General features: G+C 68.6%; 13 protein-coding genes. 2 read left to right on the forward strand and 11 right to left on the reverse strand.

The features are described from left to right. Positions 1-25 precede the first annotated feature (25 nt). The 7 genes from rpsS to ACZ7GJ_RS11975 all read right to left on the reverse strand — a co-directional run bounded on the left by rpsS (position 26) and on the right by ACZ7GJ_RS11975 (position 4,743). On the reverse strand, positions 26-307 hold the full coding sequence (gene rpsS / locus ACZ7GJ_RS11945; protein ID WP_008739713.1) for a 30S ribosomal protein S19: 282 nt from the start codon (positions 305-307) through the stop codon (positions 26-28). 12 nt (positions 308-319) lie between these two features. Next, on the reverse strand, positions 320-1,156 hold the full coding sequence (gene rplB, locus ACZ7GJ_RS11950; RefSeq protein ID WP_069921522.1) for a 50S ribosomal protein L2: 837 nt from the start codon (positions 1,154-1,156) through the stop codon (positions 320-322). A 39-nt stretch (positions 1,157-1,195) separates the two neighbouring features. Further along, positions 1,196-1,519 (reverse strand): 50S ribosomal protein L23, encoded by a 324-nt coding sequence (rplW, locus tag ACZ7GJ_RS11955; RefSeq protein ID WP_030154694.1) that lies wholly within the window; start codon positions 1,517-1,519, stop codon positions 1,196-1,198. Beyond that, a complete protein-coding gene (gene rplD / locus ACZ7GJ_RS11960) occupies positions 1,519-2,169 on the reverse strand; it encodes a 50S ribosomal protein L4 (RefSeq protein ID WP_373914420.1) in 651 nt (216 codons plus the stop codon). The genes rplW and rplD overlap by 1 nt, the downstream gene beginning before the upstream one ends. 4 nt (positions 2,170-2,173) lie before the next feature. Then, positions 2,174-2,818, reverse strand: a complete 645-nt coding sequence (gene rplC / locus ACZ7GJ_RS11965) for a 50S ribosomal protein L3 (protein WP_007265899.1) — start codon at positions 2,816-2,818, stop codon at positions 2,174-2,176. 14 nt (positions 2,819-2,832) lie between these two features. After that, a complete protein-coding gene (gene rpsJ / locus ACZ7GJ_RS11970) occupies positions 2,833-3,141 on the reverse strand; it encodes a 30S ribosomal protein S10 (RefSeq protein WP_003948644.1) in 309 nt (102 codons plus the stop codon). A 444-nt stretch (positions 3,142-3,585) separates the two neighbouring features. Continuing rightward, a complete protein-coding gene (locus ACZ7GJ_RS11975) occupies positions 3,586-4,743 on the reverse strand; it encodes a hypothetical protein (protein WP_470751112.1) in 1,158 nt (385 codons plus the stop codon). Between the two features lie 464 nt (positions 4,744-5,207). Between ACZ7GJ_RS11975 and ACZ7GJ_RS11980 the strand changes: the two genes are divergently transcribed. Beyond that, a complete protein-coding gene (locus ACZ7GJ_RS11980; RefSeq protein ID WP_470751113.1) occupies positions 5,208-6,287 on the forward strand; it encodes a helix-turn-helix domain-containing protein in 1,080 nt (359 codons plus the stop codon). A 101-nt stretch (positions 6,288-6,388) separates the two neighbouring features. Here ACZ7GJ_RS11980 and tuf read toward each other — a convergent pair whose 3' ends face one another. The 4 genes from tuf to rpsL all read right to left on the reverse strand — a co-directional run bounded on the left by tuf (position 6,389) and on the right by rpsL (position 10,745). After that, complete coding sequence (tuf, locus tag ACZ7GJ_RS11985; protein ID WP_365919388.1) at positions 6,389-7,582, reverse strand: elongation factor Tu; 1,194 nt, start codon at positions 7,580-7,582, stop codon at positions 6,389-6,391. A gap of 152 nt (positions 7,583-7,734) precedes the next feature. After that, a complete protein-coding gene (gene fusA, locus ACZ7GJ_RS11990) occupies positions 7,735-9,861 on the reverse strand; it encodes an elongation factor G (RefSeq protein ID WP_365919386.1) in 2,127 nt (708 codons plus the stop codon). Positions 9,862-9,900: 39 nt separating this feature from the next. Beyond that, positions 9,901-10,371 (reverse strand): 30S ribosomal protein S7, encoded by a 471-nt coding sequence (gene rpsG, locus ACZ7GJ_RS11995; protein WP_007265894.1) that lies wholly within the window; start codon positions 10,369-10,371, stop codon positions 9,901-9,903. A 2-nt stretch (positions 10,372-10,373) separates the two neighbouring features. Continuing rightward, positions 10,374-10,745: a 30S ribosomal protein S12 gene (gene rpsL / locus ACZ7GJ_RS12000; RefSeq protein ID WP_007265893.1), complete on the reverse strand. Its 372-nt coding sequence runs from the start codon at positions 10,743-10,745 to the stop codon at positions 10,374-10,376. A gap of 480 nt (positions 10,746-11,225) precedes the next feature. On the opposite strand from rpsL, the gene ACZ7GJ_RS12005 reads away from it, so the two are divergent. Further along, complete coding sequence (locus ACZ7GJ_RS12005; protein WP_470751116.1) at positions 11,226-13,727, forward strand: YfhO family protein; 2,502 nt, start codon at positions 11,226-11,228, stop codon at positions 13,725-13,727. Positions 13,728-13,742: the final 15 nt, after the last annotated feature.

Here is a 13,742-nt window from a genome sequence, read left to right on the forward strand (position 1 = left end):
AGTCATAGTCGTAACCACCCCGCCTTTAGCGGCGCTTCGACTTCCGGTCGTCCTTGACGTGGCCGCGGAAGGTGCGAGTCGGCGAGAACTCGCCGAGCTTGTGGCCGACCATCGACTCGGTGACGAACACCGGGACGTGGGTCTTGCCGTTGTGCACCGCGATGGTGTGACCCAGCATGCTGGGGATGATCATCGAGCGACGGGACCAGGTCTTGATGACGTTCTTGGTGCCGGCTTCGTTCTGGACATCCACCTTCTTTACGAGGTGGTCGTCGACGAAGGGCCCCTTCTTGAGACTGCGCGGCATCTAAACCCGCTCCTAGCGCTTCTTGTTCGTCTTGCGGCGGCGGACGATGTACTTGCTCGAAGCCTTCTTCGGCGAGCGAGTACGACCCTCCTTCTGACCCCACGGGGAGACCGGGTGGCGACCACCACTGGTCTTGCCCTCACCACCACCGTGCGGGTGGTCAACCGGGTTCATCGCGACACCGCGGACGGACGGGCGAACGCCCTTCCAGCGCATACGGCCGGCCTTGCCCCAGTTGATGTTCGACTGCTCGGCGTTGCCGACCTCGCCGACCGTGGCGCGGCAGCGCGCGTCGACGAGACGGATCTCACCGGACGGCATACGAAGGTGGGCCATGGTGCCCTCCTTCGCCAGCAGCTGCACGGAGGCACCGGCCGAACGGGCGAACTTCGCGCCGCCACCGGGACGGAGCTCGATCGCGTGGATCGTGGTACCGACCGGGATGTTGCGGAGCGCGAGGTTGTTGCCCGGCTTGATGTCGGCCGTGGGGCCGTTCTCAATCCGGTCGCCCTGCTTCAGGCTCTTCGGCGCGATGATGTAGCGCTTCTCGCCGTCCGCGTAGTGCAGGAGCGCGATGCGCGCGGTGCGGTTGGGGTCGTACTCGATGTGCGCGACCTTGGCCGGCACGCCGTCCTTGTCGTGACGACGGAAGTCGATCACACGGTAGGCGCGCTTGTGTCCACCACCCTGGTGGCGAACGGTGATCCGGCCGGTGTTGTTACGGCCGCCCTTGCTGTGCAGAGGGCGAACCAGCGACTTCTCCGGCGTGGACCGCGTGATCTCGACAAAGTCGGCGACGCTGGAGCCACGACGGCCCGGGGTCGTCGGCTTGTACTTGCGGATACCCATTTCTCAGTCCTCGTCCGATTCCGGACGACTAGACCTCCGTTAGGAGGCCTGGCCGCCGAAGATGTCGATTCGGTCGCCCTCAGCGAGGGTCACGATGGCGCGCTTGGTGTCAGCGCGCTTGCCGAAACCGGTCTTGGTGCGCTTGCGCTTACCCTGACGGTTGATCGTGTTGACCCCGGTGACCTTGACCCCGAAGACCGCTTCCACGGCCTGCTTGATCTGGGTCTTGTTGGAGCCGGGCGCGACGATGAACGTGTACTTGTTCTCGTCCAGCAGCGCGTAGCTCTTCTCCGAGACAACCGGCTTGATCAGCAGGTCGCGCGGGTCGGTGAAGGTCTTGCTGGTAACGGTCGCCTCAGACATCAGGCGTCGCTCCCTTCGGTCTCGTCGGCCTTGGGGCCAGACACGAAGGACTCGAAAGCGGTCTGAGTGAAGACCACGTCGTCAGAGACGATCACGTCGTACGTGTTCAGCTGGCCCGGCTCCAGGATGTGAACCTGGGGCAGGTTGCGGGCGGACAGCCACGCGGCCTCTTCGGAGCGGTCGACGACCAGGAGCAGGTTCTTGCGCTCCGAGATCTTGCCGAACAGCGTCTTGGCGGCCTTCGTGGAGGCGGCACCCTCGACCACGCCGGTGACGACGTGGATGCGGGAGTGACGCGCACGGTCCGAGAGGGCACCGCGGAGGGCGGCGGCCTTCATCTTCTTCGGGGTCCGCTGCGAGTAGTCACGCGGCTGCGGGCCGTGGACAACGCCACCGCCGGCGAACTGCGGAGCGCGGGTCGAACCCTGACGGGCGCGGCCGGTGCCCTTCTGGCGGTACGGCTTGCGGCCACCACCACGGACTTCGCCACGGGTCTTGGTCTTGTGCGTGCCCTGACGGGCAGCAGCCAGCTGAGCGACAACGACCTGGTGGATCAGCGGAACGCTGGTCTTGGCGTCGAAGATCTCCGCGGGGAGCTCGACGGTACCGGCCTTGTCGCCTGCCGGCGAAAGGATGTCAATGGTGCTCATTACCTCAAGCCCCCTTGGCCGCGGTACGGACCAGGACGAGGCCGCCGTTCGGACCGGGGACCGCACCCTTGATCAGGAGCAGACCCTTCTCCGCGTCAACCGCGTGGATGGTCAGGTTCTGGGTGGTGACACGCTCGTTACCCATGCGACCGGCCATGCGCATGCCCTTGAAGACACGCCCAGGGGTGGCGCAGCCACCGATCGAACCGGGGGAGCGGTGCTTGCGCTGCACACCGTGACCGGCGCCGAGGCCCCGGAAGTTGTGCCGCTTCATGACACCGGCGAAGCCCTTGCCCTTGCTGTTGCCCGTGACGTCAACCTTGACGCCGGACTCGAACACCTCAGCAGTGATCTCCTGGCCGAGCGTGTACTCGCTGGCGTCGGAGGTGCGGAGCTCCACCAGGTGGCGGCGGGGGGTCACGTCGGCCTTGGCGAAGTGGCCCTTGAGGGGCTTGTTCACCTTGCGCGGGTCGATCTCGCCGAAGGCGATCTGGACCGACTCGTAGCCGTCGATGTCGTTCGTACGGACCTGGGTAACGACGCAGGGCCCGGCCTTGACAACGGTCACCGGGACGACACGGTTGTTCTCGTCCCAGACCTGGGTCATGCCGAGCTTCTCGCCCAGGACGCCCTTGATCTGCTTTGCCATCTTCTCGACGCCTCTCAGAGCTTGATCTCGATGTCAACGCCGGCCGGAAGGTCCAGGCGCATCAGCGAGTCAACGGTCTTGGGCGTCGGGTCGAGGATGTCGATCAGGCGCTTGTGCGTGCGCATCTCGAAGTGCTCGCGCGAGTCCTTGTACTTGTGCGGCGACTTGATGACGCAGTACACGTTCTTCTCAGTGGGCAGCGGCACCGGGCCCGCGACCGACGCACCAGTGCGCGTCACCGTCTCGACGATCTTCTTCGCCGAGGAATCGATGACCTCGTGGTCGTAGGCCTTGAGCCGGATGCGGATCTTCTGTCCCGCCATGGCTACTCCGTAGTCCTGTCTGTTGTGGAAACGCTCTGGCTCTCGGTCGGCTGCGGATGACTCCGCGGCTTTCCTCCGACCCACGCGGTCGGGCGTGTCGCACTCCCTCTAGAAAAAATTCCCATACGGAAATTCCCTCATCCAAGGGGGTGCGGTCCCAAGACCGCGCATCGGGGGAAAACACCCACCGAGTGCCTGGCCGGGACCGTGCTGACGCTTCCCAGAAGATTCCCGTACGTCCGCCCCATTGCTGCCCCGAGGGGCAGGTAGAGCGACGAGTACTGTGGGACTCGCTTCCGGTCCTCCCGGCGGGAGGCGCGCAGCATCGGCACTCAGCCGAGCAACTTGAGTAGTCTGCCATACGAGGCACGTACCTGGCCAATCGGGCCGAAGAGAATACCCCGCCACGCTGAGTGGTCAAACTGCCGCACCCGTGTCCCCCGGTCAGGATCGCGTGATGTGCCTGCACCCTTCGCCCTTGATGTCCTGGCTCCGGTCATACGGGTCCGACGCGGGCCCCGTGGGCTCCGGTCCGTCCGCCACGTCCTGCGCGAAGTACGGGTGCAGGAATCCATCGGCCGCCTCGCACTCCACGTTCGACCACTCCGCGGTGTAGCTCCGCGCCTGCAGGCGGCCCCGGGTGGTCTCCCAGCGCGCCGGGTCGAGCAGCGCCAGGGTCACCTGCCGGCGCACGATGGTCCGCTGCACGCTCACGCCCCCCTTGGTCAATGGGTGGACGAAGGTGTAGTCCGCCACCACCAGCAGTTCCCCCCGGTCCCCCGGCTCCGCGCGCATGCTCCCCCGCACCTTGACGACGTCGCCCACCGGCGTGACCTCGGCCGGGTCGAAGCGGGTGAAGAGCTCCACCGGGGTGTCCTCCGCGCTCGGATGCGTCAGCGACCGCTCCAGCCGCTCCGGAACCTCCGGCTGCCGGGGGTCCAGCAGGGCGAGGGCCGCGGCCGGACGCTCCCCGCGCAGGGTGGCCGCGTCCAGGTTGGCCGCGATCAGGAACTGCCGGGTCTTCGCCAGCGCGTCGGCGACCTGCTCCTTGGACATTCCCCCGACGGCCGTCGCCTCGGGCAGCTCAATCCCCGCCGCCCCGTCTGCCCACTGGAGCGCCGGGGAGCCCTTGAAGGGGTCCTGGAGCGTCGGGCGGTCCGGGTACTGCTCCGGGGGTGCGGCCGTCGGCCGCGCGGTCTCGGGGGCCAGCGGAACGCTGACCTTGGCGTCCTGCTCGGCCTTGCCCGTGACCTTGTCGATCAGCAGCTCGGGCCGTACGACGATCAGCGCCAGCCCCGCGATGAAGACGACGGCCAGGGTGGCCTTGAACCGCCGCTTCGCCCTGCCGCGGCCCTCCATCTCCTGCCAGGCGGGACCCGTGCGCCACCCCGGGGGCTCGGTGGGCACGGGCTGCGCCCTGCCGAAACGCTTCTTCTGCCCCGCGGCGCGCTGCTCGTCCTCGCGCCGCAACCGCTCGGTCACCATCCGCGCCCGCGCGGACGGCTCCTCGGGGGCCTCCCCCGCACCCCCCTCCGCCTCCTCGACGAACCGCGCCCACTCCTCGTCGGAGACGCCCGGTCTGCCGTCGTCGTTCTGTGCCATGTTCCCCACCCTGAGATGTCCCGTCACACCATGCGGAGCGGAGCTTCTCACAGCCCTCCGACAGCCGGCGCACAGCCCCCCACCTGGGGATACGGCCCGCCCGGACCGGGTCGCGACAGCCGCGTCGCGGTGGACCGCGAAGCGGTCGCGGGGGACGTATTGGTTCAAGTACCGGGGAACCAAAGAACCCTTGCCAGACCCCTCCAGCCTCCCGTCGGCGGCCGGTACCTCACATGGGTGAACTACGCCAACTCGGCTGGCTTTCAAGGGGGTTCGCTGGCATATGCTCGCCGCGACCACCCCAGAAATACGTCGGCCCCCGACGGGACTCGCAATCCCGGCCGAGGGCCTACCAGCCAGGAAGCAAGACCTTCCCGATGGATGCTGCACAGCCTAGCGCCCACGCGCGCGCCTCGGTCCTGAATCCCGCCGAGACCCCCCGATCCGGTGTAGTCCACGTCAACGTGAAGCACGCCCGTAGCTTCACGGTGATCGGCAACCACCTCGCCCAGCACCCCGAGCTGTCGCTCACCGCCCGCGGGCTGGCCCTGTACATCCAGTCCGTCCCGGCCGGCACCCGCATCGGCATCAAGGACCTGGCCCCCCACTTCGCCGAGAGCGAGCACCGCATCGCCGGCGCCCTGCGCGAGCTGGAGGTCCACGGCTACCTCAAGCGCACCCGCGAACGGCTGCCCGGCGGCCAGGTCGTCACCCACACGGTCTCGTACAACCGCCCGGGCCACGCTTCGGCCGCCGCCGGGGGCGCCACGGATCCCGGGGCGCGCGGGGCTCCCAAGGGGCCCATGGTGCGCGGCGCACCCGGATCCGGCGCTCCCAGCACTGCCGGGACTTCCCTGGCCGCCGGGAGTCCTGCGCCTTCCGGGGCTGCCGGGGGCCCTACGAATCCCAGGTCGCCCGGGACCAGAGACCTCGGGGCTTCCGGCGCTGCCGGGGTGTCCGGGGCTCACGGCCACCACGCACCCGCGGATCCCGCTCCGGCCCCGGCCTGGAGCCCCGACGAGGACGTCGCCCCGGCTCCACCAGCGGCCCCCGCCGCGGCCGCCCGGGACGCGGCGGCGGGTTGCGACCCGGACCCCGAACCGCCCCCGGCGCAGGACCCGTACGGCGGCCTGCCGCGGCCCCGGAACGGTGGGAACCACTGGCGGGTGGCCGCCGCCGGAGGCATCCTCGGCGAGCTGCGCGGCATCGACCCGCGCCTCGTGCTCGGCCCCCGGGACATCGAGCGGCTCACCCCCGCCGCGGAGGCCTGGCTGGAGCGCGGGGTGAGCCCCGCCGCCGTCATCGCGGCGCTGACCTCGAACCTTCCGCCACAGCCCCGCAATCCCGCCGGCCTCATCGCGTACCGGCTCACCGTCGGGCTGCCGCCCGAGCTGGTCCCCGTACCGCCCAGAGCCGCCTTCGTGCCGCCGGATCCGTTCCAGAACTGCGAGGGCTGCGGCCGCGCCTTCCGCTCCCCCACCCCCGGGGGCCACTGCCTCGACTGCGGGGACGGCGGCGGCCGGCCCGCCGGAGCCGCCGCCTGACACGACGAAGGGCCCCTGCCCGGCCGCCGAAGCGACAGGACAGGGGCCCCTCTGTCAAACATGGTGCCCGCTCGCGCGAGCTACCAGGTCAGAGCACGAAATTACTTCGTGATCTTGGTGACCTGGCCGGCGCCCACGGTACGACCACCCTCACGGATGGCGAACTTCAGGCCCTCCTCCATGGCGACCGGCTGGATCAGCTCGACCGTCATCTCGGTGTTGTCGCCCGGCATGACCATCTCCGTGCCGGCCGGCAGGGTGACGACACCCGTGACGTCCGTGGTACGGAAGTAGAACTGCGGGCGGTAGTTGTTGAAGAACGGGGTGTGACGGCCACCCTCGTCCTTCGACAGGATGTAGGCCTGGGCCTCGAACTGGGTGTGCGGCGTGACCGAACCCGGCTTGATGATGACCTGGCCGCGCTCGACGTCCTCGCGCTTGATGCCACGGAGGAGCAGACCGACGTTCTCGCCCGCCTGGCCCTCGTCGAGCAGCTTGCGGAACATCTCGATGCCGGTGACCGTGGTGGTGGTCTTGGCTTCCTTGATGCCGATGATGTCGACGGTCTCGTTGACCTTCAGGACACCACGCTCGATACGGCCGGTGACGACCGTACCGCGACCGGTGATCGTGAAGACGTCCTCGACGGGCATGAGGAACGGCATCTCGGTGTCACGCGGCGGGGTCGGGATGGCCTCGTCGACGGCGTCCATCAGGCCGAGGAGCTTGTCGCCCCACTCCTTGTCGCCCTCGAGCGCCTTCAGCGCGGAGACGCGGACGACCGGCAGGTCGTCGCCCGGGAACTCGTACTCGGAGAGCAGCTCACGGACCTCGAGCTCGACGAGCTCCAGGATCTCCTCGTCGTCCACCATGTCGGCCTTGTTCAGGGCGACAACGATGTACGGAACGCCGACCTGGCGGGCCAGGAGCACGTGCTCCTTGGTCTGCGGCATCGGGCCGTCGGTGGCGGCGACCACGAGGATCGCGCCGTCCATCTGCGCGGCACCGGTGATCATGTTCTTGATGTAGTCCGCGTGACCCGGGCAGTCGACGTGGGCGTAGTGACGCGCCTCGGTCTGGTACTCGACGTGCGCGATGGAGATGGTGATACCGCGCTGGCGCTCCTCAGGAGCCTTGTCGATCTGATCGAAGGCCGAAGCCGCGTTCAGGTCCGGGTACTTGTCGTGCAGCACCTTGGTAATGGCGGCCGTGAGGGTCGTCTTACCGTGGTCAATGTGACCGATGGTGCCGATGTTGACGTGCGGCTTAGTCCGCTCGAACTTCGCCTTCGCCACGGGGGTCCTCCTGAGAGTGGTTCTGTACGCCTTACAGATCGGCGCCAGGTGATCTTTGCTGGAAAGCCGGCCGGTCCCCGGGGCAACGGGAGTGTTGCTCCTGTTGCCCCAGAGGCTGCCGGTGACAAGCCTAAAGCGTGTACTCCGAAGAGTTACTCGCCCTTGGCCTTCGCGATGATCTCCTCGGCGACGTTCCGGGGAACCTCGGCGTAGGAGTCGAACTGCATCGAGTAGCTGGCGCGACCCGAGGTCTTGCTGCGGAGGTCTCCGACGTAGCCGAACATCTCCGAAAGCGGCACGAGGCCCTTCACGATGCGAGCACCGTGACGCTCCTCCATGGCCTGGATCTGGCCACGGCGAGAGTTGATGTCGCCGATGACCTCACCCATGTAGTCCTCGGGCGTGGTGACCTCAACGGCCATCATCGGCTCAAGGAGCACGGGGGAAGCCTTGCGCGCGGCCTCCTTGAAGGCCTGCGAACCGGCGATCTTGAACGCGAGCTCGGAGGAGTCGACCTCGTGGTAGCCACCGTCGAGAAGGATGACGCGGACGCCAGTCATCTCGTAGCCGGCGAGGATGCCGAACTTCATGGCTTCCTGCGCACCGGCGTCGACCGACGGGATGTACTCCCGCGGGATACGACCACCGGTGACCTTGTTCACGAACTCGTACGCCGCTTCGCCGCCCTCGATGGGCTCGATCGCGATCTGCACCTTGGCGAACTGACCGGTACCACCGGTCTGCTTCTTGTGGGTGTAGTCGTGACGCTCGACGGCCTTACGGATCGTCTCGCGGTACGCGACCTGCGGCTTGCCGACGTTCGCCTCGACCTTGAACTCGCGACGCATGCGGTCGACGAGGATGTCGAGGTGAAGCTCGCCCATACCACCGATGATGGTCTGGCCGGTCTCCTCGTCCGAGTGAACCTGGAAGGAGGGGTCCTCCTCCGCGAGACGCTGGATGGCAACACCCAGCTTCTCCTGGTCACCCTTGGACTTGGGCTCGATGGCGACCTGAATAACCGGGGCCGGGAAGTCCATGGACTCCAGGATGACCGGGTTCTTCTCGTCACACAGCGTCTCACCGGTGGTGGTCTGCTTGAGGCCCATGACGGCGACGATGTCGCCGGCGCCCACCGACTCGATCTCCTCACGCTTGTTCGCGTGCATGCGGTAGATCTTGCCGATGCGCTCCTTCTTGCCCTTGACGGAGTTCAGCACCGCGGTGCCGGCCTCCAGGCGACCGGAGTAGATCCGGACGAAGGTGAGCTTGCCGAGGTGCGGGTCGCTCGCGATCTTGAACGCGAGGGCCGACAGCGGCTCGGCGTCGGACGGCTTGCGCTTCACGACCACCTCGGCGTCCTTGACGTCGTGGCCCTCGATGGCCTCGACGTCCAGGGGGGAGGGGAGGTAGCGCACGACGGCGTCGAGCAGGGGCTGAACGCCCTTGTTCTTGAACGCGGTGCCGCAGAACACGGGGGTGACAGTGGTGTCGCCGCCCTTGCCGGACGCGATGGTGATACGACGAACAGCGGCGTAGAGCTGCTCCTCGGTGGGCTCGACGCCCTCCAGGAACAGTTCCATGATCTCTTCGTCGTTCTCCGCGACGGCCTCGACGAGCTTGCCGCGCCATTCCTCGGCGAGCTCGGTGTGCGAGGCCGGGATGTCGACGACGTCGTACATCTCGCCCTTGGAGGCTTCGGCGGACCAGACGAGCGCCTTCATGCGGACCAGGTCGACAACGCCCTGGAAGTCCATCTCGGCACCGATCGGCAGCTGCATGACGATCGGGGTCGCGCCGAGGCGGTCCGTGATCATGTCAACGCAGCGGAAGAACTCGGCGCCGGTACGGTCCAGCTTGTTCACGAAGCAGATGCGCGGCACGCCGTAACGGTCGGCCTGACGCCAGACCGTCTCGGACTGCGGCTCCACACCGGCGACACCGTCGAAAACGGTGACGGCACCGTCGAGGACGCGGAGCGAACGCTCCACCTCGACCGTGAAGTCAACGTGACCCGGGGTGTCGATGATGTTGATGGTGTGGTCGACCTCTTCAAGAGGCCAGTGGCAGGTGGTCGCGGCAGACGTGATGGTGATACCACGCTCCTGCTCCTGCTCCATCCAGTCCATCGTGGCGGCGCCGTCGTGGACCTCACCGATCTTGTACGACACACCGGTGTAGAACAGGATGCGCTCGGTGGTGGTCGTCTTGCCCGCGTCGATGTGGGCCATGATCCCGATGTTGCGGACCTTGGCCAGGTCAAGCGAAGTGGTAGCCATAAGGCTTCGGTCTTCTCTCGGTCTCGATGTGGGGTGGGACTACCAGCGGTAGTGCGCGAAGGCCTTGTTGGACTCGGCCATCTTGTGCGTGTCCTCGCGCTTCTTGACGGCAGCGCCAAGACCGTTGGAGGCGTCGAGCAGCTCGTTCATGAGGCGCTCGGTCATGGTCTTCTCGCGGCGGGCGCGGGAGTAACCCACGAGCCAGCGCAGCGCGAGGGTCGACTGGCGGCCCGGCTTGACCTCAACCGGAACCTGGTAGGTCGCGCCACCGACACGGCGGGACTTGACCTCGAGGGACGGCTTGACGTTCTCCAGCGCGCGCTTCAGCGTGATGACCGGGTCGTTGCCGGTCTTCTCGCGGAGGCCTTCCATGGCGCCGTAAACGATGCGCTCGGCGGTGGAGCGCTTGCCGTTCAGGAGGATCTTGTTGATGAGCGAGGTCACCAGAGGAGATGCGTAGACCGGGTCGATGATGACCGGGCGCTTCGGGGCGGGGCCCTTACGAGGCATTCTTACTTCTCCTTCTTGGCGCCGTAGCGGCTGCGGGCCTGCTTGCGGTTCTTGACAGCCTGGGTGTCAAGCGCACCGCGGATGATCTTGTAACGAACACCCGGCAGGTCCTTCACACGGCCACCACGCACGAGCACGATCGAGTGCTCCTGCAGGTTGTGTCCCTCACCCGGAATGTAAGCGGTGACCTCGATGCCAGAGGTCAGACGCACACGCGCGACCTTACGCAGCGCCGAGTTCGGCTTCTTCGGGGTGGTCGTGAACACACGCGTGCAGACGCCGCGACGCTGGGGCGAAGCCTCAAGCGCGGGGGTCTTTGTCTTCTCGACCTTGTCCTGCCGGCCCTTACGGACCAGCTGCTGGATCGTAGGCACTACTTCTCCGGTTTCTGTGTGCCGTGTAGTGAAGCTAACCTGGAACTTTGCCGACCCACGCGGTCGGGTGTGTCGGATCCGGCGGACCTCCGCGCAAGCACGGAGACGCATGGATCGCGGTGGCGGATACGGGCTCCAGTGCGGTTGGTGGACACGCACGTGAGCCCAGGCACACCCCAGGCACAAGGTCTGAGCGTACCTACCGCATCCACTCCGGTCAAAACAAAAGCCCCGGCCCCGGGCCCGGCGGACCCCCACAGCCCATGCGCCGCACGGGCGAGGCCCCCCTTCGGCCCCGCCGATGTCGCGGCGACGCGCAGATGTGGTACGGACGCCTCCGCAACCCGGCCGCGAACCCGGCCCGGACCCCCCGCCCGAAGCGCCCGAGCGGGAATGCGCGGGCGCCCCGGCCACTAAACTGCCCTGCGATTCAGCCCACGATTCGACCCAAAGGGCACGACCACATCAGGGAGCGGGACATTGGGGACGGCCACGACCGATCCGACGGACACGGACGCCCCGCCCCACCCCTCAGCAGGGCGCCGCCGCCTCTCCGGGCTCACCCGGCTCCCGCGGCTGCTCCCCCGGCCCTCCCGGCTGTACGGGCCCCTGCTCGCCTTCCTGGTCACCTCGGGCGCCTTCTGTACCTCCTGGGTGCTGCGCGGCACCTTCCCCTTCGGCAACACCGGCCGGGCCGTCAACGACCAGGCCAACCAGTACGTGCCCTTCCACCGGGCCCTGTGGGACCTGGTCCACGGCCAGGCCGCCGGCGACGTGCTCTTCACCTGGCGCGGCGGCTTCGGACAGCAGTTCCTGTCCGACTACTACACGTACCTCGGCAACCCCTTCTCCTGGCTCGCCGTGCTCGTCCCCCGCGCCCGCGTCGACCTCGCGGTCTTCGCCATCACCCCGATCACCATGGGCACCGCCGCCGCCCTGATGACCGTGTACCTCGGGAAGCTGAAACCCGGCCCGTGGTGGCAGCGCGGCGTGCTCGGGGCCACGTACGGCCTCTGCGGCTGGGCGCTCAGCGACGCCTCGTACATTCCGATGTGGCTGTGGGGCCTCGTCGCCCTCCCCCTCCTCGGCATCGCCGTCGAGTGGTGCCTGGAGGAGCGTCGCTGGCCCGGTGTGGCCGCGCTCGTCGCGCTCGCGTGGTTCGGGAACTTCTACACCGCGATGATGGCCACGATGGCCGCCTGCGTCCTCCTCGCCATCCGCCTCGTCACCCGTGACATGACCGGCGCGCAGCGGCTGCGGGCGCTGTGGCGGGCCGCCACCGCCGCGACGACGGGCATCCTCCTCACGCTGCCGCTCCTGCTGCCGTCGTTCCTGTCCAGCGGCTCCGCGCAGCCCACCCAGGCCGGCGCCTTCGACCCGGTGCGCATCGAGGTCTTCCTGACCGGCATGCTCCCGGCGACCTACCTGTGGGGCGGCCGGCCGCGGCTGTACGTGGCCTCGCTCGGGCTGATCCTGGCCGGCGCCTTCGTGCTGAACTCGGGCATCGCGAAGCGGACCCGCCTGGTGTGGGCGGCGGCGACGCTGCTGGTCGTGGCCTCGTTCCAGTTCCCGCCGACCCAGTACGCGTGGCACGGGCTGGCGGTGCCGAACGGCAACCCCTACCGCGAGGCCTTCGTCTTCAGCGGGATGGTCGTCGTCGTCGCCTGGCTCTCGCTCGCCCATCGCCCGCGTCCGCTGCACCTGGCCCTGGTCGCCGCGCTGCTCGTCGCAGCCACCTTCGTGCTCCGGCACACCGACGACTTCGGCGGCTGGACCTGGCCCGCCGTGCTCGGCGGCGGATCGGTCTCGCTGCTGGCGCTGGTGCTGCTGGCGCTGGGCGAGAAGCGCCGCGCACTGATTCCCGTGGCGGCCGTACTGATGATCGGCGTCGTCTTCGCGGAATCCACGGTCGCGGCGCTCAACGCGGACTCCCGGCGGGCCCGCGAACGCTGGGCGAAGCCGGCCGCCACCTCGAACCAGTCGATCACCAACCAGTTCGCCGCCGTCCGGGGCGTGGACGGCTGGCCCGCGTACCGGACCGACTCGGGCGCGCCGCAGACCTCGTACAACGACGCCCTCGCCCTGCGCGCGGAGGGCCCGCAGTACTACAGCAGCTACCTGCCCGAGGTCACCTACCGGGCGCTGGAGCCGCTCGGCTACGGCTTCAAGAACGACGGCCGGACCTTCTTCGGCGCCGACAACCCGGTGCTCGACGCGATCTTCTCCATCGGCGCCCGGGTCGAGCCGGGCCCGGCGAAGAACAGCTGGGCGGCCCGCCTCTTCCCCGCCCCTCCCCTGGTGACGGTCCGCCCGGGCCCGTACACCTCCCCCAACCCCGCCGACAGCGTCTACGCCCGCCAGGAGAGCGTCCTGGGCGCCACCGTCTACGGGGTCCCGCCCGTCACCCGCGGCGGCACCCCCACGGAGCAGACGTACGCCGCCCAGTGCGCCCCCGGCTCCGAGGCGTTCTGGTTCTCCCCCGAGATCTACGGCAGCCTCCGCACCGGCGGCGGCGCCGAGCAGGCCCTCCAGGACCGCATGTCCGGCGTCCTGCGCCTCGGCCCGGTCCCGGCGTCGGGCCGGCTCGACATCACGGTCAGGACCGCCACCCAGGGCGCCACGGCCGGCGAGCACCCCATCGGCTGCCTGGACCCCGCCAAGCTGGACGCGGCGGTGACCCACCTCAAGACCACGGGCGCCACCCACGTCGACGCGGGCGGCCACACCATCGGGGCCACCCTCCCCCAGGGCTCCCGGGGCACGGCGGTCGTCGCCACGACGGCCGTCCCCGGCTGGCAGTGCTCGGCCCCGACGAAGGACTTCCACGGCCTGCTCGCCCTGGACCTGCAACCGGGCACGGACAAGATCTCCTGCACCTTCACCCCGAAGGGCCTCAAGCCCGGCCTCGCCGGCGGCGCCCTGGGCCTGCTGATCCTGACCGCCGCCTCAATCCCCCCCCTCCTCCGCCGCCGCCGCGCCTGAGGCGGGCCCGCCCGG

This window comes from Streptomyces sp. NPDC037242 (genome assembly GCF_055604165.1).